Origin of the sequence: Pseudarthrobacter sp. WHRI 8279, from assembly GCF_040224115.2 — a bacterium.
Lineage (GTDB): Bacteria > Actinomycetota > Actinomycetes > Actinomycetales > Micrococcaceae > Arthrobacter.
This window is the reverse complement of sequence record NZ_CP168162.1, coordinates 1,144,957-1,170,307: the sequence shown is the minus strand read 5'-3', so window position 1 is coordinate 1,170,307 and position 25,351 is coordinate 1,144,957. Positions and strand designations below refer to the sequence as shown.

The 25,351-nt window shown below is 63.7% G+C and carries 26 protein-coding genes; 15 read left to right on the top strand and 11 right to left on the bottom strand.

What is annotated here, in order from left to right; genetic code table 11:
• Positions 1-2 precede the first annotated feature (2 nt).
• Positions 3-1,724 (top strand): cytochrome c oxidase subunit I, encoded by a 1,722-nt coding sequence (gene ctaD, locus ABRP28_RS05225; RefSeq protein WP_350003246.1) that lies wholly within the window; start codon positions 3-5, stop codon positions 1,722-1,724.
• 2 nt (positions 1,725-1,726) lie between these two features.
• Positions 1,727-2,128: a cytochrome c oxidase subunit 4 gene (locus ABRP28_RS05220; RefSeq protein WP_231454294.1), complete on the top strand. Its 402-nt coding sequence runs from the start codon at positions 1,727-1,729 to the stop codon at positions 2,126-2,128.
• 85 nt (positions 2,129-2,213) lie between these two features.
• Here the strand turns inward: ABRP28_RS05220 and ABRP28_RS05215 are convergent, their stop codons facing one another.
• Positions 2,214-2,507 (bottom strand): HPr family phosphocarrier protein, encoded by a 294-nt coding sequence (locus ABRP28_RS05215; RefSeq protein ID WP_350003248.1) that lies wholly within the window; start codon positions 2,505-2,507, stop codon positions 2,214-2,216.
• Between the two features lie 162 nt (positions 2,508-2,669).
• On the opposite strand from ABRP28_RS05215, the gene ABRP28_RS05210 reads away from it, so the two are divergent.
• The gene (locus tag ABRP28_RS05210) at positions 2,670-3,440 is read left to right on the top strand and encodes a GntR family transcriptional regulator (protein WP_350003250.1); all 771 of its coding nucleotides are present in this window, start codon (positions 2,670-2,672) and stop codon (positions 3,438-3,440) included.
• Between the two features lie 111 nt (positions 3,441-3,551).
• Here ABRP28_RS05210 and ABRP28_RS05205 read toward each other — a convergent pair whose 3' ends face one another.
• The 4 genes from ABRP28_RS05205 to ABRP28_RS05190 all read right to left on the bottom strand — a co-directional run bounded on the left by ABRP28_RS05205 (position 3,552) and on the right by ABRP28_RS05190 (position 7,919).
• The gene (locus tag ABRP28_RS05205) at positions 3,552-5,222 is read right to left on the bottom strand and encodes a cytochrome bc complex cytochrome b subunit (RefSeq protein ID WP_350003252.1); all 1,671 of its coding nucleotides are present in this window, start codon (positions 5,220-5,222) and stop codon (positions 3,552-3,554) included.
• Positions 5,200-6,273, bottom strand: a complete 1,074-nt coding sequence (locus tag ABRP28_RS05200; protein ID WP_231454298.1) for a ubiquinol-cytochrome c reductase iron-sulfur subunit — start codon at positions 6,271-6,273, stop codon at positions 5,200-5,202. Before ABRP28_RS05200 ends, ABRP28_RS05205 begins: the two co-directional genes overlap by 23 nt.
• 96 nt (positions 6,274-6,369) lie before the next feature.
• The gene (locus tag ABRP28_RS05195; protein WP_350003253.1) at positions 6,370-7,158 is read right to left on the bottom strand and encodes a c-type cytochrome; all 789 of its coding nucleotides are present in this window, start codon (positions 7,156-7,158) and stop codon (positions 6,370-6,372) included.
• 86 nt (positions 7,159-7,244) lie between these two features.
• Entirely contained in the window at positions 7,245-7,919 is a 675-nt protein-coding gene (locus tag ABRP28_RS05190) for a heme-copper oxidase subunit III (RefSeq protein WP_217432071.1), read from the bottom strand.
• A gap of 112 nt (positions 7,920-8,031) precedes the next feature.
• Between ABRP28_RS05190 and trpD the strand changes: the two genes are divergently transcribed.
• The gene (gene trpD / locus ABRP28_RS05185) at positions 8,032-9,087 is read left to right on the top strand and encodes an anthranilate phosphoribosyltransferase (protein WP_350003255.1); all 1,056 of its coding nucleotides are present in this window, start codon (positions 8,032-8,034) and stop codon (positions 9,085-9,087) included.
• 18 nt (positions 9,088-9,105) lie between these two features.
• Here trpD and ABRP28_RS05180 read toward each other — a convergent pair whose 3' ends face one another.
• On the bottom strand, positions 9,106-9,387 hold the full coding sequence (locus tag ABRP28_RS05180) for an Lrp/AsnC ligand binding domain-containing protein (RefSeq protein ID WP_350003257.1): 282 nt from the start codon (positions 9,385-9,387) through the stop codon (positions 9,106-9,108).
• A gap of 94 nt (positions 9,388-9,481) precedes the next feature.
• Positions 9,482-9,907, bottom strand: a complete 426-nt coding sequence (locus tag ABRP28_RS05175; protein WP_350003259.1) for a DUF3054 domain-containing protein — start codon at positions 9,905-9,907, stop codon at positions 9,482-9,484.
• A gap of 73 nt (positions 9,908-9,980) precedes the next feature.
• On the opposite strand from ABRP28_RS05175, the gene ABRP28_RS05170 reads away from it, so the two are divergent.
• Positions 9,981-10,454: a VOC family protein gene (locus tag ABRP28_RS05170; RefSeq protein ID WP_350003260.1), complete on the top strand. Its 474-nt coding sequence runs from the start codon at positions 9,981-9,983 to the stop codon at positions 10,452-10,454.
• Between the two features lie 361 nt (positions 10,455-10,815).
• Complete coding sequence (locus ABRP28_RS05165) at positions 10,816-11,607, top strand: BTAD domain-containing putative transcriptional regulator (RefSeq protein ID WP_350003262.1); 792 nt, start codon at positions 10,816-10,818, stop codon at positions 11,605-11,607.
• A gap of 379 nt (positions 11,608-11,986) precedes the next feature.
• Here the strand turns inward: ABRP28_RS05165 and ABRP28_RS05160 are convergent, their stop codons facing one another.
• The gene (locus tag ABRP28_RS05160; protein WP_350003264.1) at positions 11,987-13,033 is read right to left on the bottom strand and encodes a M12 family metallopeptidase; all 1,047 of its coding nucleotides are present in this window, start codon (positions 13,031-13,033) and stop codon (positions 11,987-11,989) included.
• A 206-nt stretch (positions 13,034-13,239) separates the two neighbouring features.
• On the opposite strand from ABRP28_RS05160, the gene ABRP28_RS05155 reads away from it, so the two are divergent.
• The 4 genes from ABRP28_RS05155 (at position 13,240) to ABRP28_RS05140 (ending at position 18,389) form a co-directional block, all read left to right on the top strand.
• Complete coding sequence (locus ABRP28_RS05155) at positions 13,240-14,823, top strand: hypothetical protein (RefSeq protein ID WP_350003265.1); 1,584 nt, start codon at positions 13,240-13,242, stop codon at positions 14,821-14,823.
• A 521-nt stretch (positions 14,824-15,344) separates the two neighbouring features.
• Entirely contained in the window at positions 15,345-16,541 is a 1,197-nt protein-coding gene (locus tag ABRP28_RS05150) for a type III polyketide synthase (protein WP_350003267.1), read from the top strand.
• Positions 16,542-16,546: 5 nt separating this feature from the next.
• Positions 16,547-17,242 (top strand): methyltransferase domain-containing protein, encoded by a 696-nt coding sequence (locus ABRP28_RS05145; protein ID WP_350003269.1) that lies wholly within the window; start codon positions 16,547-16,549, stop codon positions 17,240-17,242.
• 1 nt (position 17,243) lies between these two features.
• Positions 17,244-18,389 (top strand): NAD(P)/FAD-dependent oxidoreductase, encoded by a 1,146-nt coding sequence (locus ABRP28_RS05140; RefSeq protein ID WP_350003270.1) that lies wholly within the window; start codon positions 17,244-17,246, stop codon positions 18,387-18,389.
• A gap of 27 nt (positions 18,390-18,416) precedes the next feature.
• Here the strand turns inward: ABRP28_RS05140 and ABRP28_RS05135 are convergent, their stop codons facing one another.
• Complete coding sequence (locus tag ABRP28_RS05135) at positions 18,417-18,839, bottom strand: nuclear transport factor 2 family protein (RefSeq protein WP_350003272.1); 423 nt, start codon at positions 18,837-18,839, stop codon at positions 18,417-18,419.
• A 60-nt stretch (positions 18,840-18,899) separates the two neighbouring features.
• On the opposite strand from ABRP28_RS05135, the gene ABRP28_RS05130 reads away from it, so the two are divergent.
• The 5 genes from ABRP28_RS05130 (at position 18,900) to ABRP28_RS05110 (ending at position 22,724) form a co-directional block, all read left to right on the top strand.
• Positions 18,900-19,574, top strand: a complete 675-nt coding sequence (locus ABRP28_RS05130) for a peptide deformylase (protein WP_350003274.1) — start codon at positions 18,900-18,902, stop codon at positions 19,572-19,574.
• An 89-nt stretch (positions 19,575-19,663) separates the two neighbouring features.
• The gene (locus ABRP28_RS05125; RefSeq protein ID WP_350003275.1) at positions 19,664-20,533 is read left to right on the top strand and encodes a putative RNA methyltransferase; all 870 of its coding nucleotides are present in this window, start codon (positions 19,664-19,666) and stop codon (positions 20,531-20,533) included.
• Between the two features lie 139 nt (positions 20,534-20,672).
• Positions 20,673-21,137 (top strand): NfeD family protein, encoded by a 465-nt coding sequence (locus tag ABRP28_RS05120; protein WP_350003277.1) that lies wholly within the window; start codon positions 20,673-20,675, stop codon positions 21,135-21,137.
• A gap of 33 nt (positions 21,138-21,170) precedes the next feature.
• On the top strand, positions 21,171-22,112 hold the full coding sequence (locus tag ABRP28_RS05115) for an SPFH domain-containing protein (RefSeq protein WP_350003279.1): 942 nt from the start codon (positions 21,171-21,173) through the stop codon (positions 22,110-22,112).
• Between the two features lie 264 nt (positions 22,113-22,376).
• Positions 22,377-22,724, top strand: a complete 348-nt coding sequence (locus tag ABRP28_RS05110) for an RNA polymerase-binding protein RbpA (protein ID WP_013600997.1) — start codon at positions 22,377-22,379, stop codon at positions 22,722-22,724.
• Between the two features lie 113 nt (positions 22,725-22,837).
• Here ABRP28_RS05110 and ABRP28_RS05105 read toward each other — a convergent pair whose 3' ends face one another.
• Positions 22,838-23,581 carry a polyprenol monophosphomannose synthase gene (locus ABRP28_RS05105; protein WP_350003281.1) on the bottom strand — a complete coding sequence of 248 codons (744 nt, stop codon included), beginning with the start codon at positions 23,579-23,581 and terminating at the stop codon, positions 22,838-22,840.
• Between the two features lie 94 nt (positions 23,582-23,675).
• Complete coding sequence (locus ABRP28_RS05100; RefSeq protein ID WP_350003283.1) at positions 23,676-25,331, bottom strand: amidohydrolase family protein; 1,656 nt, start codon at positions 25,329-25,331, stop codon at positions 23,676-23,678.
• Between the last annotated feature and the right edge of the window lie 20 nt (positions 25,332-25,351).

The following is a 25,351-nucleotide window of genomic DNA, read 5'->3' as shown; positions in this document are numbered from 1 at the left end:
ACGTGGCTACGTACACTCAATCCGCACCCACCGGAGTCCTTCCAGCTCCCGTGGTTCCGAAGTCCAAGGGACGCATTGTCGTCAACTGGATCACCTCCACCGACCATAAGACCATCGGGTACATGTACCTGATCGCGTCGTTTGTGTTCTTCTGCCTGGGCGGCGTGATGGCCCTGCTCATCCGCGCCGAGCTGTTCGAACCGGGCATGCAGATCCTGCAGACCAAGGAGCAGTACAACCAGCTCTTTACGATGCACGGCACCGTGATGCTGCTGATGTTCGCCACCCCGCTGTTTGCCGGGTTTGCGAACGTCATCATGCCGCTGCAGATCGGCGCTCCGGACGTGGCTTTCCCGCGGCTCAATGCGCTGGCTTTCTGGTTCTTCCTCTTCGGCTCCACCATTGCGGTATCCGGTTTCATCACCCCGCAGGGCGCCGCGTCCTTCGGCTGGTTCGCCTACGCTCCGCTGTCCAACACCACTTTCAGCCCCGGCATCGGCGGTGACCTGTGGGTGTTCGGCCTGGCGCTGTCCGGCTTCGGAACCATCCTGGGTGCCGTCAACTTCATCACCACCGTCATCTGCATGCGCGCCCCGGGCATGACCATGTGGCGGATGCCGATCTTCACCTGGAACATCCTCGTGACGGCCATCCTGGTCCTCATGGCGTTCCCGCCGCTGGCCGCGGCCCTGTTTGCCCTCGGTGCCGACCGCCGTTTCGGTGCCCACATCTTCGATCCGGAGAATGGCGGTGCGGTCCTCTGGCAGCATTTGTTCTGGTTCTTCGGCCACCCCGAGGTGTACATCATCGCGCTGCCGTTCTTCGGCATTGTCTCGGAGATCTTCCCGGTGTTCAGCCGCAAGCCGATCTTTGGCTACAAGGGCCTGGTCTACGCAACCATTGCCATTGCCGCACTCTCGGTCACCGTGTGGGCGCACCACATGTACGTCACCGGCTCGGTGCTGCTGCCGTTCTTCGCGTTCATGACCATGCTGATTGCAGTGCCCACCGGCGTGAAGTTCTTCAACTGGATCGGCACCATGTGGCGCGGTTCGCTGACCTTCGAAACCCCCATGCTCTGGAGCATCGGCTTCCTGGTCACGTTCCTGTTCGGCGGCCTGACCGGCATCATCCTGGCCTCGCCGCCGCTGGACTTCCATGTGTCGGACTCCTACTTCGTGGTGGCCCACTTCCACTACGTGGTGTTCGGCACCGTAGTGTTCGCCATGTTTGCCGGGTTCTACTTCTGGTGGCCTAAGTTCACCGGCAAGATGCTCAACGAACGCCTCGGTAAGATCCACTTCTGGCTCTTGTTCCTGGGCTTCCACGGCACCTTCCTGATCCAGCACTGGCTGGGCGTCGAGGGCATGCCGCGCCGCTACGCCGACTACCTGGTGGAAGACAACTTCACCTGGATGAACCAGTTCTCCACGGTTGCCTCCTTTGTCCTGGGCGCATCGCTGATCCCGTTCTTCTGGAACGTCTACATCACTTGGCGCAGCGCGGAGAAGGTGCAGGTGGATGACCCTTGGGGCTTCGGCGCCTCGCTGGAGTGGGCCACGTCCTGCCCGCCGCCGCGGCACAACTTCACTTCGCTGCCCCGGATCCGTTCGGAGCGCCCGGCACTGGACCTGCACCACCCTGAACTTCGCCAGGTCCACACCGTTGAGTCACCCGCTCCCGCAGCCCAGACGCTCGGAAACGCAGACCAGAGGGATAACTGACAATGAAAATTGAATCCTGGATTTTTGGTGCCGGAGTCTTCTTCTTCGTTCCCGTGTCCCTGGTATACGGCTTCCTGACCAACTGGGGCGAGTGGGTGGGCATCCTCGGCATTCTCCTCGTTGGCGGCCTGGCCGGCATGATCGGCGGATACCTCGGGTTCACCGGCAAGCGCGTTGGCCTCCGCCCCGAGGACCGCAGCGATGCCGAGATCCATGAAGGCGCCGGCGAGCAGGGGCATTTCAGCCCCTGGAGCTGGTGGCCGCTGGTCCTGGGCCTCTCCTGCGCCACGGGCTTCCTGGGCCTTGCAGTGGGCTTCTGGATCGTCTACATCGCCGCGGGCATGGCCGTTGTTGCCCTCATTGGCTGGGTCTACGAGTACAGCCGCGGCGACCACGCACACTAGCAACAAACAAGTACAAAACAACGACGTCGGGCCCCACCAGAAGGTGGGGCCCGACGTCGTTTTGTTTGAACCGTCTCGGCGGGTCTCAGGAGGCGCCCTGCGACTCCAAAAGGTCGCTAAGCCCCCGGAGGGCCTCCTCAGCATCCCGACGGCTCTGTGCGCCCTCCAGCGCAGACTCACTGATGCCGAGTTCCACCTCGCAGCCGTGGTGGAAGTCTGCCGTCATCACTTGGAGAAGTGACCGCGCATCAACCTGCGGTGTACCGTCCTTGGCGATGGTCACTGGAAGGCCGGTTTCCGTGACAGCCCGTACGAAGACGGCGGCAGGACGTGCGTGCAGTCCCACCGAGGCTCTGACCACTGCCTTGAGTGTTGGCAACGGGACTCCTTCTTTGTAGCGGCCTTCTGCCGCCAAATGACATGTGCCTGACAAATATAGCCGTGCGGCGGCCCGCACTGCCAAGCGGCGGGAGCGCGGTCCTTACTGGTCTAGACCTGACCTAAAATTGGAGGGTGAACTTCAACGCAGGGGAGACCCGCCATGGCATCTAGCGCGGCAGCGATCGCCGGCGAGATCGACCGGACCAGCGGAACGGCGATCTATGTCCAGCTCCGTGAGATCCTCCGTTCCTATATTGCCGAGTCTTGCCCGCCGGGATCGGCCCTGCCGTCGGAGCGTGATCTTGCCGAGCGGTTCGGCCTGGCGCGAATGACCGTCCGCCAGGCAATCGATGCCCTGGTTGGTGAAGAGGTGATCGAGAGGGTTGTGGGTCTGGGGACGTTCGTCCGCAGGCCCAAGCTTGATCTCCAGGTGAAGCTGACGTCCTACAGCGAAGAGATGCAGCGGCGCGGGATGGTCCCGGCTGCAAAGGTGCTGAGCTTTGAGCAGATAGCCGCGAGTGCGTTCCTGGCCCGGGAACTGCAGCTGGATGAGGGAACGCCGCTGGTGCGGTTCCGCCGCCTGCTGCTGGCTGACGGGGAACCGATGAGCGTTGATGAGAACTTCATTCCCGCGCACCGCGTGCCGGGGCTGCTGGACGGGGAACCGCCCACGTCGCTGTACAACGTCCTGAGCGAACAGTTCGGCCTGGTGATGGAGTGGGGAGAGGACATGATTGAGGCCACGGCTGCCTCGCCCTCGACTGCCCGCTTGCTGAACGTTGAGGTGGGCTCGCCACTGCTGAAGATCCAGCGCCATGCCTTTGTTGCCCGCGCGATGGTGGACTACTCCGTGTCGTATTACCGCGCTGACAGGTACAAGCTGTGGGTTCCGCTGCAGCGCCCCGGTGCCCGCAGGGCGCGAAACCACTAGGCGTCTGCGGCTTTGGCCAGGAGAACCCGCTCGAAGGGTGCCGTTCCCAAGTAAAACTTAAAGAACGAAGGCCCGGTCCATGCGGACCGGGCCTTCGTCGGTTGTCAGAACCTAGTGGGACAGGCTCTTGGTTGCTTCCGGTGCTTCCACAGCCTCGTGGCCGTGGCCGTGGGCGGCTTCCAGCTCGGCAGGGGTGGCCGGAGCCACGCGGTCCTCGAAGAACCACTTGGAGAGGAACGCACGGCGCTTCTCCTTGCGGGTCACCACACCGTGTTCGTTGGGCAAGGCCGGGAGAACCTCAGGGGACTCGAAGCCCACGAGCTTGTAGCGCTTGTACTCGTCCAGCGGAGCGTGCACCTCGATGAACTCGCCGTGCGGGAGGCGGACAATGCGGCCCGTTTCCCGTCCGTGGAGTGCGATTTCGCGGTCCTTCCGCTGAAGGGCCAGGGCAACGCGCTTGGTCACGATGAAGGCAATGATCGGGCCTACGAAGAACAGCGCCCGCAGCCAGTACGTAACGTCGTTCAGAGAGACACTGAAGTGCGTGGCGATGAGGTCAGAACCGGCGGCGGCCCACATGACGCAGTACCAGACGAAGCCCGCCATACCGATGGCAGTCCGCGTAGGGGCGTTGCGGGGACGGTCCAGCACGTGGTGCTCGCGATCGTCCTTGGTGATCCAGCGTTCAATCCACGGGTACATGAACATCACGGTGAACAGGATTCCGGCCGGGACCAGTGCCGGCAGCAGGACGTTGAACGAGAAGACGAAGCCAAGCCACGTCTGCTCCACTTGCCAATCCCCGAAGGTGCCCGGCATGAGGCGCAGGGCGCCGTCAACAAAACCGATGTACCAGTCAGGCTGGGTACCGGCGGACACGGGGGAGGGATCGTAAGGACCGTAGTTCCAGATCGGGTTGATCGTGAAGAAGCCTGCCATGAGGGCCAGGACGCCGAACACGATGAAGAAGAATCCGCCGGCCTTGGCAGCGTAGACAGGTCCGAGCGGGTAACCGACGACGTTGTTGTCATTGCGGCCGGGGCCGGGGTACTGGGTGTGCTTGTGGACGACCACCATGAAGAGGTGGAGCACAATCATCAGCAGGATCAGTGCGGGCACCAGCAGGATGTGCAGCATGTAAAGCCGGCCGATCACAGCCGTTCCCGGGAACTCGCCGCCGAACAGGAAGAACGAGATGTACGTACCAATGACCGGGATGGACTTGATGACACCGTCAATGATGCGCAGGCCGTTACCGGAGAGCAGGTCATCCGGCAGGGAGTAGCCGGTGAAACCGGCAGCCATGGCCAGGATGAGCAGTACCCCGCCCACAACCCAGTTCATCTCACGGGGCTTGCGGAAGGCTCCGGTGAAGAAGACCCTCAGCATGTGCACTGCGATGGAGGCTACGAACAGCAGGGCGGCCCAGTGGTGGACCTGGCGCATGAACAGTCCGCCACGGATATCAAAGGAGATATCCAGGGACGAGCTGTAGGCCACGGACATCTCCACGCCCTTCAACGGAACATACGAACCGTCGTAGTGCGTCTCCGCCATGGACGGATCAAAGAAGAACGTCAGGAAGGTGCCGGAGAGCAGCAGGATGACGAAAGAGTACAGCGCCACTTCGCCGAACATGAAGGACCAGTGGTCGGGGAAGACTTTGCGGCCGAATTCGCGGAGGATTCCGGAACCGCCAACACGCTGGTCGACGAAGTCGGTAAACCGGCCTGTCTTGGTTTTGGCGACGAAAGCGGGCTCAGCTGTTGATGCTGCGCTCATGCATATCACGCTCCCAGTAACTTGGTCCTACAGGTTCTTTGAAGTCGCTGGTAGCGACCAAGTAGCCCTCGTCATCAACTGCGATGGGCAGCTGGGGGAGAGGCCGGCTGGCGGGGCCAAAGATCACCTTGCACTCTTGCGTGAGATCGAAGGTGGACTGGTGGCACGGGCACAGCAGGTGGTGCGTCTGCTGCTCATACAGAGCAACGGGGCAACCGACGTGGGTGCAGATCTTCGAGTAAGCAACGATGCCGTTGTAACCCCAGTCCTCGCGGCCTTCTGAGGGGTTCAGCGACGCCGGATCCAACCGCATGAGCAGCACAACGGCCTTGGCCTTTTCGTTGAGCTTGCCCTCGTGGAGGTCGTTCAGGCCTTCGGGGATAACGTGGAATGCCGATCCGATGGTTACATCGGATGCCTTGATCGGCGTACCGTCGGGGTCTCGGGCAAGACGCTTGAGCTTGCCTTCCTGGGGTGCCCACAAGGTGTGGGCCAGCTTGTTGTCCGGACGCGGACCGAGGTCGCCGAAGATGGCAACTGCCGGCAGGGGCGCAAGGGCGACAGCACCCAGAAGGGTGTTCCGGATCAGAGGACGGCGCTTGATGCCCGTCTCTTCAACGATGTCGTCGACGATGCGTACCGCGGCCTGGCGGTCCTCTTCGTATCGGATCGCGTGGCGTTCCTCGGAAACCTCGTGGTCCGGCATAAGGGCTTTGGCCCAGTGAACAATGCCGGTACCGATGCCGAGCATCGCGAACGCGGTCCCCAGCCCCAGGAGCATGTTCTGCAGCCGGATGGCGTCGATGCTCGACTCCCCGGCTCCCAGATCGATGGCGAAGTACGCCACCAGGAAGATCAGGGTTCCAACAACAGAGATGCCAAATAGTAAGGCGACCTGCCGTTCTGCCCGCTTTGCGGCCTTCGGGTCCGTGTCAGCCAGGCGCAAACGGTGCGGAGGAATTCCAGGATCCTGGAACTTCTCCACCTCATTCTGACCAGCCGTAGCTACGGTGCCCGAGTGGTTCGGACTGCCGTCACTATGGTTGCCCATAATTCGCCTCATCCTTCTCTCGTCCCGGCGGATACCGGGTTAGTTTCTAATATCAAGCTGCTGACGGATCAGCAGAAGTGTGCGGTGACGCGGATGTCAGGACGTCCGGGAGGTCAACCAGATCGTGAAGGCGATGATGACGCCAAGGCCGGCGACCCATACAAACAAGCCTTCAGCTACCGGACCCAGCGAACCGAGGTCGGCGCCGCCGGGGGAACCGCTGCTCTCGATCTGCTTCAGGAAGGTGATGATGTCGCGCTTGTCTTCGGGGGTGATGTTGGAGTCGCTGAACACAGGCATGTTCTGGGGACCGGTCACCATGGCCTCGTAGATGTGCTTGCCCGAAACGTCTGCGAGGGCAGGTGCGAACTTGCCGCGGGTCAGGGCGCCGCCGGCAGCGGCAGCGTTGTGGCACATGGCGCAGTTGACGCGGAACAGCTCGCCACCGGCGGCGGCATCGCCGCCTTCGTCAAGCAGGCCTTCTTCAGGAATCGCCGGGCCGGCGCCCAGGGACGCGACGTAGGCTGAGAGCTGGTTGGTCTGCTCATCGTTGAACTGGACAGGCTTTTTCATCGCCTGGGGACCGTTCATCTGCATCGGCATGCGGCCGGTGCCCACCTGGAAGTCAACAGCGGCTGCTCCCACGCCAACCAGTGACGGACCAGCCTCGGTGCCACTGGCGCCCATGCCATGGCAAGTAGCGCAGTTGGCCTCGAAAAGTTTGCCGCCCTCTTCGACGTCATCTGCGCTGTAAGAGGTAGTGGAGGCTTTGGCCTCGTTGACGGTGGTAGCCACGGCGTAGAGCCCACCCGTGATGAGGAGCCCCATCAGAAGCAGCGCTATTGCTGCAAGTGGGTGACGCCGCTTTTGTGAGAGTGCCTTCACGTGGTGGTTCCTTTATTCGATCCTGCGCCGGCTCCGGGAGCCGCTACCTGAAATTCTGCCTCTTGTAGAAAAAGAATCAAAGCTGGCTACTTGAGTACGTAGATGACCAGGAAGAGGCCGATCCATACGACATCCACGAAGTGCCAGTAGTAAGAGGTGACAATCGCCGAAGTGGCTTCAAAGTGCCCGAACTTCTTCGCCGCAAAAGACCGGCCCATGATGAGCAGGAAGGCGACCAGTCCGCCGATGACGTGCAGGCCGTGGAAGCCGGTGGTCATGTAGAACGCGGAACCGTAGGCGTTGGAGGAGAGCGATACGTGCTCGGAGACCAGCATCGCGTACTCGGTGGCCTGTCCGGCAACGAAGAAGGCGCCCATGAGGAACGTGAGGGTAAACCATTCATTCATTCCCCACCGGGCGAACTGGAACACACCCCCGGTCCTTCGCGGCTGCAGGCGCTCCGCAGCGAAGACGCCCATCTGGCAAGTGAAGGAACTGGCCACGAGGACGATCGTATTGGCGAGCGCGAACGGGAAGTTGAGCTTGGCTGTCTCGTCCGCCCACATCTGTGCGCTCGTTGAGCGCAGCGTGAAGTACATGGCGAAGAGACCGGCGAAGAACATCAACTCACTTGACAGCCACACAACGGTTCCAACGGAAACCATGTTGGGGCGGTTCAGCGTGGGGTGCGCCGGGGTACTGGGGGCATGGGTCGCAGATGTCACATAGACATTATGTCTGTAAAAGTCCGTGCTGCCCAACGCAAACCGCCTTTTTGGGGGACTTTTTCTACAAAGACGCGAATTCGCGCGGAAAAGTTCCCGCGGGGGTTCATATTGGTCAGTCCCCGCCAACCCTAGATAGCATCAGGAGGTGACTTCACAGGCTTCCGCACCGTCCGCCAATTCGTGGCCCCGCGTGATCTCGGCACTGATCAGCGGGACCGACCTTACTGCCGGGAACACGTCCTGGGCTATGGACACCATCATGTCCGGGGAGGCCACGCCGGCACAGATCGCGGGATTCCTCGTAGCCCTTAGCGCCAAAGGCGAGACCGTTGAGGAGCTTTCCGGCCTGGTGGATGCCATGCTGGCCCACGCAAAACCCATCGGCATTTCGGGCCAAAAACTGGACATCGTGGGTACCGGCGGAGACCAGCTCAATACGGTGAACATCTCCACGATGGCGGCCCTTGTAGCCGCCGGAGCCGGCGCCAAGGTGGTCAAGCACGGCAACCGCGCGGCGTCGTCGTCGTCCGGTTCTGCCGATGTGCTGGAGGCTTTGGGGGTCCGGCTTGACCTGACAATCGAGGAAGTTGCCCGCAACGCCGAGGAGGCGGGGATCACCTTCTGCTTCGCGCAGGTGTTCCATCCGTCATTCCGACACACCGCGGTCCCCAGGCGGGAGCTGGCTGTTCCGACGGCGTTCAATTTCCTGGGCCCCCTCACCAACCCGGCAAAGGTGCAGGCCTCTGCTGTCGGCGTCGCAAACGCCAGGATGGCGCCGCTGGTGGCGGGCGTTCTGGCGCAGCGGGGGAGCAGGGGACTGGTCTTCCGGGGCAATGACGGCCTTGATGAGCTCACCACCACCGGTCCGTCCACCGTTTGGGAAATCCGGGACGGTGCTGTGAGCGAAATGACGTTCTCGCCACAGGACCTTGGCATCAGCCTGGCAACGGTGGAGCAGCTGCGCGGCGGCAACGCCGAGGTAAATGCCGCAGTTGTCCGGGACGTCCTTGCCGGCAAGGAAGGCCCCGCCCGGGACGCCGTCCTGCTTAACGCTGCTGCCGGACTCGTGGCCTTCGACGAATCCGCCGACGGGCCATTCGTGGACCGTATGAAGGCAGCCTTTGCCCGCGCAGCCGAATCAATTGATACCGGCGCCGCTGCAGCCGTCCTCGAAAAGTGGGTTTCCCTCACCGCCCGCTAAGGGGTTGCCTCGGTCTTCCTACTGTTCGAAACCCAGGGAAAACGCCGCGTCCAGGTCATGCTGGGAGTAGGCGCGGAAAGCAATATGCGTGGTGGTGTGGACAACGGCCGGGACCTTTGAAAGCCGGTCTGCGATGACGTCGGCCAGGTCCTCGTGCCGGGGCACCCTGGCGACGGCAATCAGGTCCCACTCGCCGGTTACGGAATACACCTCGCTGATGCCCTCGATCGCGGAGATCTCCTCAGCCGTCTCGGGGATGCGGGAAGCGTCAGTCTTGATCAGGACGAATGCGGTGATCACGTTGAACCCTTTCGGATCTGTTGCGCCGTGGGAATGCCCGGCAGACTTCTGCTGCCAGCCTATTACATCCACCAAGCCTCGGGACCGGCACAGGTCAGGCATTAGGCCGGTCGCGTGCCGCAACACGGCCGCGTCGCCTCACGCCTGCAAGCAGAAGGCGGTAGCCAACCAGCAGGAGCCCCAGGGTGAGCAACGCAACAATGACGAACGGGAGCACTACAGTCTGCCCAGTCACGGCCCTCAGAACCATCCCGCCCGCGACGCTGCCGAGCCAGACGGCAAGCCCTGCCCGGCGCACCGAGAGCGGATCACGCCATGCCCTGGCCACCAACCAACCAAGGGCCGCGCCGGCCAGGAACGGCCATGCCGTCAGCAGCACGCCGGTCAGGATGTCGCCGCGCTGGTGTGCGTCGCGTCCCACGGCGGCAAACACCGTGATCAGGACTGCATCCGCTGCTGCGGCTCCCAGCAGAAGGGGGAGTGCGGGCGGTTGTGGAGATTTCACGGTGTGGGAACTCATGGATTCGAGCCTAATGCCAGCCGTTGTGCGGGGTGGATCACGGCATTAGGCTCGAGCCGGGAGGGAGCCACGTATGCCACGGAAAATTGGGACCTGCCTGTGGTTCGAGAACCAGGCGGAAGAAGCGGCGCAGTTCTATACGTCCGTTTTCGACGACTCACGGATCATTAATGTTTCGCGCTTCGGCGAGGGCGGACCTGGGGCCGCCGGTGAGGCAATCGCCGTCGACTTTGAACTGGAAGGGCGAGGGTTCACGGCACTGAACGGCGCCAGGGGCTCCAGCTTCACGGAAGCGGTCTCGTTTGTGGTGGACTGCGAGGACCAATCCGCAGTGGACCGGTACTGGGCGGCGCTGACCGACGGCGGCACTGAAAGCCAGTGCGGCTGGTTGAAGGACCGCTTTGGAGTGTCCTGGCAGATAGTTCCCGCGATCCTGCCCTCGTTGATCGCCGGCCCGGACCCCCACGGCTCGCATCGTGCCATGCAGGCAATGCTGGGCATGCAAAAGCTGGATATCGCGGAACTGCAAAGGGCCTATGCCGGGTGACGCCGCCGGTGCAGCAATGACAGTGGGAGACATGTGAATAAGCCGCTCTGGATTTGTTCGCTGCTCGGCGCTGCTGTGGGCATAACGCTTGGATTGGCGGTCTTCGACAGCCCATTCCTCGGTTTTGCGCTGGGCCTGGGAGTCGGGGCGCTGGTAGGGGCCGGGATCGGGTCCTCGCGCTGACTCTGCCCATGCTTTTGCGTGCATCCCGTGCTGTTGCCCTGGCAGCCCGCCGAAGCCCTACCGATAGTGGCCTCTCCTCTTGGAAAAAGGGGACAGAATGCATTGACAAGGGCAATCGAATTGTGGATCCTCAGTTCTACTGATCCACCACATTTAGTTGTACCGAAATCAGGTTCCCATGGACGACGACGGCTATGGAGAAATAACACTGGACCTGCTCGGGTCCTGGTGCCTACGCCATGACGGCGTTGTCGTCCGCGTCGCAACACGGCAGCAGCGGCTCATCGCCGCGTTGGCCATAAAGGGCCCACGCCTTCGCAGCTATCTGGTAGGACTGCTGTGGCCCGAGTACCCGGATTCGAAAGCCCTGGAAAGCCTGAGGGTCAGCGTCCACTTAACATCGCGCCAGGTGCCTGGCCTGATCGTCAACGAAGGCAGGTTGCTGTCCCTGAACGACCAGGTTGATGTCGATTTGAACCGGGTCCGGGCACAGGCGCGGGCGCTGGGGCAGGCGGGTTTCGGCGCTGGGGCCGCCTCTCTGATGGACGAATTGCGTGACGCGCAACTGCTTCCCGGCTGGTATGAGGACTGGGTGGTGTTTGAACAGAGCCACCTGCAGCAGGACCGATTGCGGATCTTCACGGATATTGCCGCGCGGTCGCTCGCCCTGGGCGACTGCGGGACGGCAGGGGAGGCCGCTGAGGCTGCGGTGGGCATAGAACCGCTTTATGAGAATGCCGTCGCCCTCCTGATCCGGGCCGAACTGCGGCGAGGCAATCCCGCGGCCGCGCTGCGGGCCTATGAGCGCTACCGGGAGCAGCTGCAGGAAGACATGGGGTTATTGCCTGCGGAACCGGTCAGGGAGCTCCTGGCTGTCGTCCTTGAACGGCAGCAGAACCTGGTTAAGGAACGCCTAGTTTCGGCCGGTGACTCCTGGCTGGGTGGCCAGCCAGCGCTTAACCACTTTTAGTACCTCGGCTGGGTCCGCGGTGGCAACCGTTTCCTGTCGGCTACCGGATTTCTGGGAGTAGGTAATTCGTGCCCTGAAGCCCTGGGGATGGCCCGGCTCATGCCAGGTGCGGATGATGAGCAGGCCTGTGGAGGGGGCATCCGGATGGTCGCCGGGCCCGGCCGGTTCGGACCAGTTGTGCTCTTGCATCGTTGCGCTCGGCCCCTCCCGGTTTAATTGAATGCCTGGGGAAGGCCGGGCTGGGCCCGGCCTCCCCAAGCTGCCTGGAGCTGGCTTTCCCTGGCGGGATGCGTCCTTCTCAGGTGATCTGATCTTGCTGGAGGAAAATCAGGAGTTCGCTCGCGTTTCCGAAATATTGGCGCAAGAATGGCTGGCCCGGTCACCAGTGCATGATTGCGGTCTGTCCGGACTCGCCGGCCCAGTAGAGCCGTACCCGCACAACGTACCGCCTGCCTTGAAAGAGCTTGGCGGACACCCGTGAGTTCCGGTCTTCCCCGCTGTCGTCGTCTCCGGCGACGAAGCGCAGCTCGCCCTGCACTTCCTCGAACAGGACCAAAACGGTGTCGGCCGCGCCAAATGTGCTTATTTCATATTTGCGGGATGCCTGGGGTTCCAGCGCAAAGTCGGCCTGGCCGCCTGGAACCAGCGCAAGCGGCACCGATTGGAAGGGTTGGAGAACGGGAAGCTGGGGGTGCAGTGCAGGAAAGAATTTCCGCACCCATTCCTTGTCCGCGGGGGACAGGCCTCCGGGCGGATTGAGCCCCGCCTGGAAACGGGCAGGTTCCTTGATCAGCCCGGCGGGGAACCAGTATTCCATGACGGAATCAGGGTCCCACGAGGATCCCTCGACTTCACTGGCGTCAATCTTCCGCAGAACGTTGTGCAGTGTCTGCTCTTGCGGCCAGTGGTTGGGGGCGCCGCCAAAGTATTCATAGACTTTGGCTTCGTCCCAGACGATACCGGAGAAAGGATTCTGGTGTTCGTGCGGCAGGCCCAGGGTGTGGCCGATCTCGTGGAGGGCAGTGGTGCGGCCGTAGTCGTCGGTGAGGTCCCAGCCGAAATTCATGGTGGGCTCGTTGGCGCTGATCCCCAGGACGTCGCGCCCGACGTAGGACCACGAGCCATCGCCCTGGTCAAAGGCGATGCGTACTTCGGCCTCACTGCGGTCTTCCACTTCGGAGAATTCCAGGCCTATGCCGAGGTCCTTCCATTCCTTGAACGCCTTGCGGACCGCTTCCTTTTGTGGAACCGGAGCATCCAGGAACCAGTAGTGCAGCACAGTACCGTTGACCCATTTGAGCCTCAGCAGGCGGATCAGGCGCTCCCTGCGGGTCGAAAGATCCGGGGGCAGAACCGGGCGCGTCTGCGGCTTTACGTCACAGTGCGGACCAGCTGGCTGGCTTTTCGCGGCTACTCGGTCATCCATGGCTGGCTCCTTGGAAGCGGGTCACTTCAGACCAGTACACTGTGGTGCCGTTACGGCCGCGTTATCACCGCCTGAGGCCGGGAATACAAGGAAATCGGCACAGCCGTAACGCGCCAGTAACGCCCGCAATGGTCTACTGCCCGGAACAGGGGGACAGCACCTCTTACTCAAAAGGATCTGTTTTCGTGGCGTAGGAGGGACATGACATGGGGTTCCCCGGCGATGATGGCAGGCTGCCGGTGATTTATGTGCGCGGATTCGCGGGGACAGGCTCTGCCATCAACAATGCCGTTGATGATCCGTTCTACGGGTTCAGCCAGGGCTCCGTCCACGTGCGGGCCGACGGAAACGGACGGGCCAAGTTCCACCAGTTCGAGTCCCCGATGCTGCGGCTTGTTTCCGACCACAAGTACGAGGTTCCGGTCCATGGCGATCAGTGGGCCTTCCTGAACAGCGTGGATTCCGGCTCCGTAAACCCGGCATCCGTATGGATCCACCGTTTCTACGATGACTCCGCGGATACCTTCGGCGAGGAGGGGGAGAGCTTCTCGTTCGAGGACGCCGCGCGGGATCTGTTCGAGCTCATCAAGCTGGTGCTTGATAGGACCGGCGCCCCCAAGGTCTTCCTGGTGGCCCATTCAATGGGAGGCCTGATCTGCCGCTCGCTGCTGCAGCGGGTCATACCGGAAACACTTGCCGGCGAGGAGGGCACCATCGACCCTGCGGCCGGGGCACGATACGTGGCACGGGTGTTCACCTATGCGACACCCCATGGTGGAATCCGTTTCGCCGTCGGTTTCGGCCTCCTGGAGAAGATCCGCGACGTCCTTGGCGTTCAAGGGGCGAACATCTTCGGGCCGGACAGGATGTATGACTACCTCACTCCGCCAGCCCTCAGGCGGACGCGGACCCGCGAGGCCTTCGTAGGAACGCAGATGCCCGACGACGGGTTCCCGCTGGATGAGCTGTTCTGCCTTGTCGGCTCGAATCCTGGCGATTATGACGTTGCCTTGGGCCTTTCGTCGAAAGCGGTAGGAGCAAGAAGCGATGGCCTGGTCCAGATAGACAACGCCGCAGTCCACGGCGCGCCGCTGGCTGTGGTGCACCGGAGCCACAGCGGCCGCTACGGCATCGTCAATTCCGAGGAGGGCTACCAGAACCTCCAGCGCTTCCTCTTCGGCGACCTCAAGATTGAGGTCGAACTGGCAGGCTTCACCGTTGGCAAAGCTGCACCCCCGGAGGTGGAGTTCCAGCTTGATGTGGGGCTGGCCATTCGGGGGCTGCCGGTCATGGTCCATGAACAGAGCGCCGCGCACTTCTGTCCAGTCCAGATTGAGCATTGGAAAGAAGGGGACCCGATCGACTCGCCGCTGCCGCTGCTGACCACTTTCCTTTCCTCGAAAGCACCCCGGCCCCGGGTGGGCGGCCGGGAAGTGCCGCGGCTGCGCCACGCGCTCAGGCTGCGGCTGATGTCCATCAGGGAAAAGGAGGGACATTTCTTCTTTGACGACCATTTGGAGCAAACAGAGGACTGGCAGGACACCCTGGTGGTCGATATTGAACCTCCCGGCAGAGACCGGCCGCTGCCCAAAGCATGGGCCGCCTGGAACAGTGGCATTTCAACGGCTGTCCGAGACTGGAATCCCGAGGACAAAGACCAGCTCAGGGATGTTGACGACACGCCGGCCCGCTGGCGGGGACACATCGCTGTTCCGGAATTTGCGAAGGATCTGCTGGGCCCGAATGCCGGGATCAACCTCACCGTGACCCCCCGGACCCTGGTTTTCTAGAAACGCGCCGGCGCACCCGATCCTGGCCGCAGCACCGTCCTCGTCTCCCGCGGGGGAGCGGCGGAAGCGGCGGGTTATTGAGTCCTGGAACGTGCCCTGCGTAGGGGCAGGAATATCGGCCGGCTACGCTGGTGCTACCTGGCCGCTGGCAGGCTCGCGGACTGGTGGGCATGACGACGGCGGAACGTTGCCACCATGGGCGCCTGCTGGTGCAGTCGTTGGCGGCCGTGTCCTGCTGTGAAGGGCGTCAGGGTAAAACATTAGCGGGCGGCGCATCCGGACAGAGGTGTGGAGCGTGGGTACTGGGGCCAGGCAGAGGGAGGGGCCGGGGGTCCGCTCCAAACGATTACTTTACATAATGTAGATTATCGGCGTTTTAGGCAGGAGCGCAGAAGCGGCCGCATTCCTCCACAGTTCGGACACGCACCGAGACAAGTCTGCTGACAACTGCACAGGCAAGTCTGCAGGTCAGCGCGTCGCACACCGTTGCCAATATGCCGCCACTCGCCAAGAATGAACCAATGACGGTCTACGTGCGTTCCCTTGAAACCGCAGTTCCGAAAACGATGCTGATCCAGTCCGAGGCCCGGGATGTTTTTGCGGCGCAGCCCGGCCTGACCCGGCTCGGCTCGCGCCTGGTGGGCACATGCTTCGACGCTGCAGCCATTGACACCAGGTTTACTGCCGTTGAGGAAATGACCAACGATTTCCAGGCTGAAGACCCGCAGTTCTACGATGCCGCCACCGGCCTGCTGCTGAATCCCAGCACCAAAGTGCGCAATGAAATCTTCGGCCGCGAGGCCACCAAGCTGTTCGTCGCCGCCGCCCGTGCCGCCGTGGAAGCCTGCCCGGAACTCGATTTACTTGACATAACTCATCTGGTGACCGTCTCCTGCACCGGATTCTTCAACCCCGGGCCGGACTATAAGATCGTGCGCGAACTCGGCCTGGATCCCGCCGTTCAGCGGTACCACCTCGGCTTCATGGGCTGTTATGCGGCCTTTCCAGCCCTCCGGGCCGCAAAGCTGTTTTGTGAGGCCGACCCCAACGCGGTGGTCCTGGTTGTCTGTGCGGAACTGTGCTCGCTGCACGTGCGCACCTCCAACGATCCGGACACCATTATGGGATCGGCGCTGTTCGCCGACGGTGCCGCGGCCGCCATCGTGACAGCCAGGCCAGGTGCCGAGGAAACCGCCCTGCTGCAACTGGACCATTTCGAAACAGTCCTCACGCCCGTCGGTGAAGACTCCATGGCATGGAACATCGGCGACAACGGATTTGAAATGGTCCTGGGCAATTACGTCCCGCATATCATTGACGACCACATCGTCGGGGCGCTGGAGCCGCTCCTGGCCCGGGACCCTGGACTGGCTGCACTCCCCTACTCATCCATCCGCCACTGGGCCATCCACCCCGGGGGCCGGAGCATCCTGGACAAAGTCGAGTCGCGGCTCGGCCTGACGGAGGAGCAACTGGTTCCGGCCCGCGAAATCCTCCGGAACTACGGCAACATGAGCAGCGCAACAGTCCTGTTTGTCATCAAACGCATCCTGGAGCAGGCCCCCGAACCCGGCGACGAACGGATCTGCTCCATGGCGTTCGGCCCAGGACTCACGGTGGAAACCGCACTGTTCACCAAACTCCGGCAGGCTCCAGGCGTTATCCCGGCCGGGCACACGGGGCAGGAACGGATACCGGCGGACGCTCCGGTGGCCTGAACCCCGTGGACTTCCTGCTGCGGCAGCGCGATGCCGGCGCCACAGAGATCATGGACCTGCCGGATTGTGACCCTGAGGCGCTGGACAACACGTACCGGCAGTTCGCCGTGGTGAACCGGGTGCTGTCGGGATGGCGGCGGCTGTACGTGCGGGACCTGCGCCCGTTCCTTGCTGCCACTTCCCGGCCGGCAACCGTCCTGGATATCGGGTCGGGTGGCGGCGACCTTGCCGTCATGCTGGCGCGCTGGGCGGCACGGGACCGGCTCACCCTGCTCATCACGGGCATCGATCCGGATCCCCGCGCCGCCGCCTTCGCCCTCCGCAGGGCTGGCGTGCCCGGCGTCAGTTTCCGGCAGGCCCACAGCACCGATCTTGTGCAGGAGGGCCGGCAGTACGACTTCGTGATCTCGAACCATGTCCTGCACCATCTTGGCGGCGGGCAACTCCAGGAGCTGCTGGCACACTCAGAGTTGCTCGCCCGGAAAGCGGCGCTGCACAACGATCTGCGCCGCAGCCCGGCCGCCTACGCCCTGTTCAGCGCTGCGGCCCTTCCTTTCCGCCACTCGTTCATCCGCGCGGACGGGCTGACCTCCATCCGCCGGAGCTACACGCACGGGGAGTTGAAGGCCCTCGCTCCCCCGGGCTGGGCGGTCCGGACCGGCAGCGCCTTCCACCAGGTCCTCGAATACCAGGGAAACTGACATGGCCACAGACGTGGTGATCGTTGGCGCCGGTCCCGTGGGACTGTACCTGGCCGCGTCCCTTCTCCAGGAGGGGATCTCGGTCCGCGTCCTCGAGCAGAGGACTGAACGGAACCTCCACAGCCGGGCCATCGGAATCCATCCGCCTGCCCTCAACGCGCTGGACCAGGTACAGCTGGCCGCCGCCATGGTGCAGGAGGGCGTGCCGATCCGTACAGGCCTTGCGGTCAGCCGCGGGAAAACGGTGGCGAGCATGACCTTCGACGCCGTTTCGGAGGCCTTTCCTTTTGTGCTGGCCCTCCCCCAGCACCGGACCGAACAGCTCCTGGAGGATCGCGTCCTTGCCCTGGACAGCGGAGCCATCGTCAGGGGCGCGAGGGTCACAGGACTGTACGACGACGGCGGAAGGGCCGCCGTCGCCGTCGAACCTTCTGCCGGAGGTGCAGGTCAGCGGGAGTTCCGCGCATCCTTTGTGGTTGCCGCAGACGGTGCGAGGTCGCAGCTGCGGAAGGCGCTTGACGTGCCTGTCCGCACAAAGGCGTATCCGGACCACTACCTGATGGGCGATTTTGCTGATTCCGGCGACCAGGGGCAGACGGCTGTCCTGTTCCTTGAAGCAGGGGGAATCGTTGAATCTTTTCCGCTGCCGGGCGGCCTGCGGCGGTGGGTGGTACGGCTCCGCACGCCGGCGGAGGCGGCTGACGCCGATCGGCTGGCCGGCCTGGTGCTGCAGCGTACGGGCATCCTGCCCGATGTGGAGACGAACACCATGGTGAGCGCTTTCAGCGTAAGGTCCACGCTTGCCCGCCGCACCGTGGCGGGACGGGTGCTGCTGATCGGCGACGCTGCGCACGAGATCAGCCCAATCGGCGGCCAGGGCATGAATCTAGGCTGGATGGCTGCCCACGCCCTGTCGCCGCTGATTCGCAGGGGTGTGGCTGGAGAGCCAGTTGAAGGACAGCTGAAAGAGTTCGACGCCGGCCGGTGGCGCGCCGCCGTCATCGCCAGGCGCCAGTCCGAGGTCAATATGATGCTGGGCCGTCCCCTGCCGGCACCCTTCCTCCAGCTGCGAAACCTGGCCATTGGCTGCGCTGCCTCGGTTCCAGCCATAAACCAGTGGACCGCCAGGCGCTTCACCATGCAGTAGCAGCGGCCTGCGCTGAAGGCGCGGCGGTCAGGAACCGCCCCGGAAATAGCAGTCGTAGCTGTCCTGGCTCACAATTCTGCCGTCCCTGACCTCGAAGACCGACGACGTCCTGGCGCGGATGGTCTCTCCCCTGTCCCAGTAAGGCAAATCCATCAGGACTGTTGCCGACCAGTCCGCCTCCACCGCCACCCTCCCGCCTTCACAGGTGGTGCGCCTGATGTTGAACGCCTGGCCTGCCACCACCTCCGCGCTCTGGTCGGCACCGGCAAGGACAGCGGCCAGCGTCCGGGTGGAACCTTCCGGCGCCAGCAGGTGCGGCGCTTCGACCAGCACGAAGGCCTCCGCCAGGAAGGGCCGGATCCCAGCGGATCCTCCACCTGATTCCAGGACGCGGAGGAAACCCAGGACGCAGTCCAGGGCAGGGGTGCTCGGGGAAGGGTGTTCAGCCATGGGAAAGACACTAGCCCAGGCAGGCGGGCCGGATCTCCCGCCGCCAGTAGGCTTTTCTTCATGAGCCAGAATCCGCCGGAGACCACCCTCAGCGACGAACAGATCAGGGAAACCGTGGAGCGGATCCTGTCGGCCGGGGCACTGCCGCCCATCGTGCAAGCCGGGCATCCCGCCCTGCGCCAGCGCGCGGCCGCCTTTGACGGCCAGCTTTCCCCCGAGGAGCTGGACCGGCTCATCGCGCTCATGCGGCAGGTGATGCACGAGGCCCCTGGTGTGGGGCTGGCAGCACCGCAGCTTGGCATACCCCTCCAGATCGCCGTCGTGGAGGACCAGTTCGATGTCGACCCCGAGGCTGCTGCCCTGCGGAAGCGGAGTCCCTTGGAATTCATGGCGCTCCTCAACCCGACCTACACCCCGGTGGGCACGGAACTGGCGTCCTTTTACGAGGGTTGCCTTTCCCTGAACGGACTGCAGGCAGTGGTTGCCCGGCCGGAAAGAGTCCTGCTGGAATTCCAGGTGCCGGAGGGCTCACGCGTGCAGAGGGAGTTCGCAGGCTGGCAGGCCCGCATTGTGCAGCACGAGACAGACCACCTGAACGGCGTGCTGTACGTGGACCGTGCCCAGTTGCGCTCGCTCAGCAGCAATGCCGAGTACGCCGCCCGGTGGGCGGAGCCCGGAATAGCAAAAGCGCGTGAGGGGCTCGGGTTCGGCGACGGCCCCACCGCCCTCCCCTGATCCAGGTCCGGCAACGCAGAGCCGTGCACAACCAAGGGCCACTGCTCCTGCCAGCCTGGAAGCCGGTGGACAGCCCTAAGATAGTGCCTATGCCTTCCCCCGCGGACCTCCCGCTGCTGTGTCCCGTATGCTCCCGGCCGCTGGAGCGGGAAGGGCCGGACCCCGCGGACCGGGCGCGCCTTGCCTGCGGTTCCAGGCACACTTTCGATGCGGCCAGGCAGGGCTACTACAACCTCCTTGTGGGCAAGGGCACCGCCTTCGAGGCTGACACCCCCGGGATGGTGGACGCCCGGTTCAACTTCCTGGGCAGCGGGCACTACCGGCCCCTCGCAGATGCTGTAGCTGCCGCCGTCGTTCCCTGCCTGCCCAGGGACCACGCCGTCGTCCTGGACTCCGGAACCGGAACCGGACATTACCTGCGGGTCCTGCTGGACCATGCGGCAGCAGACGGCCGGGATGTCGCAGCCGTGGGCATGGACATCTCCAAGTTTGCCCTGCGGCGCGCTGCCCGGCTTAACAGTGAAGCGCTGAACCTGGCCTGGGACGTGTGGCAGCCACTGCCGTTGGCCGGCACGTCAGTTGATGCCGTTACCGTCATTTTCGCTCCGCGCAATGCGCCGGAGTTCGCACGCGTCCTGAAACCAACAGGCCGCCTGGTGGTTGTCACACCACGTGCAGGACACCTCGGCTCCCTTGCCGGCATCACGGGCATGCTCCACATCGAAGAGGACAAGGAGAGCCGGCTGACCGGGGCGATGGCCCCCCACTTCACGGTGACGGAAACCCACGACATCGGCTTCCCCTTGTCGCTTACCCGCGAGGAGGCAACAGACCTTGCCTTCATGGGACCGGCGGGGCACCACCTCGAGCGGAGCGACATCGCCGGCCGCCTTGAAAACCACCCCGGGATCATCCACTCCGAGGCAAGGTTCCGGCTCACAGTCTTCCGGCCGGCGTAAACCCTGCCAGCGTAACGACTTGGCCACTATCCCCCCACAAAAGTGCAGTAACCCCCATAAGCCGGGTGCCAGCACTACGATGGAAGGACAGTTACTGGCGGGCCCAAAATGGGCCTTCCCGTAGCGAAGGGGGAGCACGATGTTCGAATGGTTGGGCGAAAACTGGTGGGCACTGTGGCTCTCGGCTTTCCTCGCTTTTGCAGTGATCGAGATGATCACCCTTGACCTTTTTTTCATCATGCTCGGCGGAGGTACCCTCGCCGCCTTGGTGGCGGACTTCGCTGGTGCTGATCCCTGGCTGCAGATCGTGGTTTTCTGCGTCGTCTCCCTCCTCATGATTGCGTTTGTCCGGCCTGTGGCCCTCTCGCACCTGAAGAAGGGGCCGTCCGAGCAGCGGACCAACGTCGACCGCCTGATCGGCGAGCAGGCAGTAGTGATGGAGTCCGTCTCGTCCGACGGCGGCCTGGTTAAAATCGGCGGGGACATCTGGAGTGCACGCTCCGCGGCGGGGGTCCTGCCCGCCGGAGAAAAAGTAGTCGTAGCCGCGATAGACGGCGCCACCGCCGTCGTTTCAGCGGCCTCGGACGCCGACGGCAAGTCCTGATACAGCCTGAACACTTGGGGAAAAAGGAGATGTATGGATAACGCAGGAGGAGCCGCACTGGCCATAGTGCTGGTGGTCCTGATCGTGTTTGTGATAATCGTTCTGGTCCGTGCGGTCAGGATCATCCCGCAGGCCCGCGCAGGCGTTGTTGAGCGGCTGGGCAAGTATCAACGGACGCTGAACCCCGGACTGACTATCCTGATACCTTTCGTTGACCGGCTTTTGCCTCTGCTGGATCTTCGTGAACAGGTGGTTTCGTTCCCGCCCCAACCGGTCATTACCGAGGACAACCTGGTGGTCTCCATCGACACGGTCGTCTATTTCCAGGTGACTGATCCGCGCGCGGCAACGTACGAAATCGCCAATTACATCCAGGCCGTGGAGCAACTGACCACCACCACGCTGCGCAACGTGGTGGGCGGACTGAACCTGGAGGAGGCACTGACCTCCCGCGACCAGATCAACGGCCAGCTTCGCGGTGTCCTGGACGAAGCCACCGGCCGGTGGGGAATCCGGGTTTCCCGGGTGGAACTCAAAGCCATCGATCCGCCCCACTCCATCCAGGATTCAATGGAGAAGCAGATGCGCGCCGAGCGCGACCGGCGCGCGGCCATCCTGACTGCCGAAGGAACCAAGCAGTCGGCCATTTTGACCGCTGAGGGCCAGCGCCAGGCCTCGATCCTTGCGGCTGAAGGTGACGCCAAAGCCGCCATCCTCCGTGCCGACGGCGAAGCGCAGGCCATCCAGAAAGTCTTTGACGCCATCCACAAGGGCAACCCGGACCAGAAGCTGCTGGCCTACCAGTACCTGCAGACGCTGCCCAAGCTGGCGGAGGGCTCCTCCAACAAGCTGTGGATCATCCCCAGTGAGGTGGGCGAAGCGCTCAAGGGAATCGGCAGCGCCCTGGGCGGGACCGCACCGGAATCCGCCGGCGGGCTGTTTGATGAAGTCGGCGCGAAAGCGTCCGAACACTAAGCACAGGGACAGCACCCGGGATTCATCATCCTGACCGGCTGTGAGGGAGGGATCCGCTTCGGCGGGTCCCTCCTTTTGGCTGTTCTGGCGGGCTGCCGGTATAATTGTGTATTTGTCCGGCCGGAGCAGATCCGCTGGAACAACAGAGCTTCGCGATGCGTTGAATCATAAGATGCAGCACAGAGCACAGAGTAGTCCGGCGGCGCTTTGCCGCCACCGGCTAGAGCGGTGTTGTACACCGCGAACCGACCAGAGGGAGAAATCATGAGCGATCGCAGCCTGCGGGGCATGCGCCTTGGTGCACAGAGCATGGAGACCGAGTCCGGAGTAGAGCCGGCTCCGCGCCAGCGTGTCGAGTACCGGTGCGAGGACGGCGAGCAGGTCTTCGTCACCTTCTCCTCAGAGGCAGAAATCCCGCCTGTCTGGGTTTCCAAGACCGGCAAGGAAGCGCTCCTGGTTGATGGCGAACGGCCGGACACCAGCAACGATAAAGCTGTCCGTACGCACTGGGACATGCTCCTGGAACGCCGCTCACTCCCCGAGCTTGAGCAGATCCTCGAAGACCGGCTGACCATCCTGCGCGAACGCCGCGGAGAGCGCCGCTCCGCGTAAAGGTTCCGGCCTGTCGCCCTGACAGCAAAAGGGAGCCGCCCCTGCACCTTCGTGCAGGGGCGGCTCCCTTTTTGCTGTTTCAGCGGTCCGCCCTGGCGGCGGTGCGTACAGCCTTAGGGCTGGCCGGCTGCCTTCTTGCGGGTCAGCGTGTTCCAGCGGGCCTGCAGACCCCACTTGGTGACGTTGATCATGGCTTCCACCACGATGTTGCCGCTCATCTTTGAGGCTCCAAGTTCACGCTCCACAAAAGTGATGGGACGTTCCTCGATGCGGAGCCCCATCCGGGCCACGCGGAAGGCGAGGTCCACCTGGAAGCCGTAGCCGACGGAGTCGACCTGGTCCAGGTTGAGCTTTTCCAGCGTTGTCCTGCGGAACGCACGGTACCCGCCGGTGACGTCCTTGATGTTCAGCCCAAGCATCAGGCGGGCGTAGGTGCTTCCCACCCGGGAAATGGCCTGGCGGTAGAGCGGCCAGTTAACTACCTTCCCGCCGGGAACCCAGCGGGAACCCATGGCAAGGTCAGCGCCCTGCTCAACAGCTTCCAGCAGCTGGGGAAGCTGCTCCGGCTGGTGGGAACCGTCCGCGTCCATTTCCACGAGGACGTCGTAACCGGCGTCTAGGCCCCACCTGAACCCGGCGATGTACGCCGCACCGAGGCCTTCCTTGCCCTTCCGGTGCAGGACATGGACCTGGGAATCCTCGGCGGCGAAGCCGTCCGCGAGCTGCCCGGTACCGTCAGGGCTGTTGTCATCCACCACCAGCACATCCGACGCCGGAACTGCCGTGCGAAGCCGCTGAAGGGTCTTGGGCAGCGATTCCAGTTCGTTGTAGGTGGGAATGATGGTGAGGACGCGCACAGGGGGCCTTTCCTGGGGGAAATGGTCAGTGCGCCCGGCTGCGAACGGATCGGCGGAGGGCGCAACTATCAATTATAGGTCGGCCGCGCTCCGGTCAGGACCGCAGCGCCGGACTTGCGTAAAGTTCGACGCCGTTGCGGACCGTCTGCAGGCACACGGGGTCGGTGCCGGTATCCAGGGCAGGCAGCAGCGGCGTGCGCGCCCGCGGGTCGGTGCTCCAGGACTGGACCCGGCCGTCGGCAACCTGGACCATCAGTTCCTCCACTTCCCATACAGCGAAGCTTGCGGGAGCGCCTGGTACGAGCTGGCCGGCCATGGGGTCGGCGTACCTTGCTGCCCGCCAGCCCGCCCGGGTGTGGCCCAGGAAAGCCGCGCGGGCGGAAATCCGTTCACTTTCGTTATGGTGCTCCAGGCACGCCCTGACGCTGGACCAGGGGCGCAGTGGCGTCACGGGGCTGTCACTGCCGAAACATACGGGCACGCCGGCTGCGTAGAGCGAAGCAAACGGGTTCATGGACCGGCTCCGCTCCCCCAGGCGCCGCTCATAGAGACCTCCCGGGTTTCCCCAGGCGGCGTCGAACGCCGGCTGGGCGCTGACCGTCACGGCATACCGGGACAACACCTCGATGGCCGCTGGATCAACCATTTCCACGTGTTCAAAACGGTGTCCGGCTGCACGCACCCGCTGCTCCCCCACTTCCCTGGCGGCCAGTTCCAGTGCCGCCAGCGCGGTGTCCAGGCCGGCGTCGCCAATGACGTGGAAACCGCCCTGCACTCCCACAAGCGAACAGGCGGCGAGATGTGCCGCGGCTTCTTCCACGCTCAGGTAGAGGCTGCCCTGCTCGTCAGGGGCATCGCTGTACCCGGTCCGCAGGGCAGCGGTCCGGGAACCAACGGAGCCGTCAATGTTCAGGTCGCCTGCGAGCCCACGCACGGCAAAGCCGAACTGGTCCAGGAGGCTGCGGGCATGCTCTTCCGAGGACGCCAGTTCCCCCCAGTAGGGCAGGACTTCAGGAACCCCTGCGCTTCCATCCGCCCCGCTGTTCCAGGCTCCTGCAAGCCGCAGGTCCTCCGCACCGCCGATATGCGGTGCCCCCATTTCCGCCACCGCCACGTAACCGTTGGCTGCCGCTTCGGACAGTGCCCTGGCCTGGTGACGCTTCAATGCTTCTTGCGGGAGGCGCCGGGTTGCCTGCCGGGCGGCCGTATGCGCGGCGCGGCGGACTCTGGCGCCGCCGTCGAACCCGTCCAGCTGCCGGACACCGGCAGCATGGGCCAGTGATCCGGAGATCAGTGCGGAGTGCACGTCCACCCGGGACAGGTACACCGCACGTCCCGCTGCCGCACGCTCAAGTTCACCTTCGGTTGGGAGGCTGCTGTCCGGCCAGGTGGTCTCGTCCCAGCCGTGGCCCAGGACCGGGCCGTCACCGGGAACTGCGGCCACGGCGTCCAGCAGCTCCCTGGCTGACCGGACTCCGCCCAGCTGAAGGGAGTCCAGCGCAATCCCCGTCTCCGTCAGGTGGATGTGGGAGTCCATGAAGCCTGGCGCAACGAGGGCTCCGCGGAGATCGATGATTTCCATGGAGCTGTCCGCGATGGAGGCGGCAGCCTGCTCGGATCCCACCCACGCCACTGTGCCCCCATCCACCACCATTGCCGTGGCAAAGGGGTCGGCGGCCGTGTACACGGATCCGTTCCGGTAAAGGACCGTTTTTGCCCGCGGGGCGGGCAGCTGTTCAGGCTGGGACATACGGGAAATGCTCCTGGCGT

What these genes read in the sequence shown, in the direction of transcription:
- ABRP28_RS05110 (WP_013600997.1), top strand. Translation starts at nt 22,377, where the DNA reads ATGAGCGATCGCAGCCTGCGGGGCATGCGCCTTGGTGCACAGAGCATG.
- ABRP28_RS05150 (WP_350003267.1), top strand. Translation starts at nt 15,345, where the DNA reads ATGACGGTCTACGTGCGTTCCCTTGAAACCGCAGTTCCGAAAACGATG.
- ABRP28_RS05100 (WP_350003283.1), bottom strand. Translation starts at nt 25,331, where the DNA reads ATGTCCCAGCCTGAACAGCTGCCCGCCCCGCGGGCAAAAACGGTCCTT.
- ABRP28_RS05115 (WP_350003279.1), top strand. Translation starts at nt 21,171, where the DNA reads ATGGATAACGCAGGAGGAGCCGCACTGGCCATAGTGCTGGTGGTCCTG.
- ABRP28_RS05140 (WP_350003270.1), top strand. Translation starts at nt 17,244, where the DNA reads ATGGCCACAGACGTGGTGATCGTTGGCGCCGGTCCCGTGGGACTGTAC.
- ABRP28_RS05220 (WP_231454294.1), top strand. Translation starts at nt 1,727, where the DNA reads ATGAAAATTGAATCCTGGATTTTTGGTGCCGGAGTCTTCTTCTTCGTT.
- ABRP28_RS05205 (WP_350003252.1), bottom strand. Translation starts at nt 5,222, where the DNA reads ATGAGCGCAGCATCAACAGCTGAGCCCGCTTTCGTCGCCAAAACCAAG.
- ABRP28_RS05170 (WP_350003260.1), top strand. Translation starts at nt 9,981, where the DNA reads ATGCCACGGAAAATTGGGACCTGCCTGTGGTTCGAGAACCAGGCGGAA.
- ABRP28_RS05120 (WP_350003277.1), top strand. Translation starts at nt 20,673, where the DNA reads ATGTTCGAATGGTTGGGCGAAAACTGGTGGGCACTGTGGCTCTCGGCT.
- ABRP28_RS05160 (WP_350003264.1), bottom strand. Translation starts at nt 13,033, where the DNA reads ATGGATGACCGAGTAGCCGCGAAAAGCCAGCCAGCTGGTCCGCACTGT.
- ABRP28_RS05135 (WP_350003272.1), bottom strand. Translation starts at nt 18,839, where the DNA reads ATGGCTGAACACCCTTCCCCGAGCACCCCTGCCCTGGACTGCGTCCTG.
- ABRP28_RS05200 (WP_231454298.1), bottom strand. Translation starts at nt 6,273, where the DNA reads ATGGGCAACCATAGTGACGGCAGTCCGAACCACTCGGGCACCGTAGCT.
- ABRP28_RS05155 (WP_350003265.1), top strand. Translation starts at nt 13,240, where the DNA reads ATGGGGTTCCCCGGCGATGATGGCAGGCTGCCGGTGATTTATGTGCGC.
- ABRP28_RS05210 (WP_350003250.1), top strand. Translation starts at nt 2,670, where the DNA reads ATGGCATCTAGCGCGGCAGCGATCGCCGGCGAGATCGACCGGACCAGC.
- ABRP28_RS05165 (WP_350003262.1), top strand. Translation starts at nt 10,816, where the DNA reads ATGGACGACGACGGCTATGGAGAAATAACACTGGACCTGCTCGGGTCC.
- ABRP28_RS05125 (WP_350003275.1), top strand. Translation starts at nt 19,664, where the DNA reads ATGCCTTCCCCCGCGGACCTCCCGCTGCTGTGTCCCGTATGCTCCCGG.
- ABRP28_RS05175 (WP_350003259.1), bottom strand. Translation starts at nt 9,907, where the DNA reads ATGAGTTCCCACACCGTGAAATCTCCACAACCGCCCGCACTCCCCCTT.
- ABRP28_RS05130 (WP_350003274.1), top strand. Translation starts at nt 18,900, where the DNA reads ATGAGCCAGAATCCGCCGGAGACCACCCTCAGCGACGAACAGATCAGG.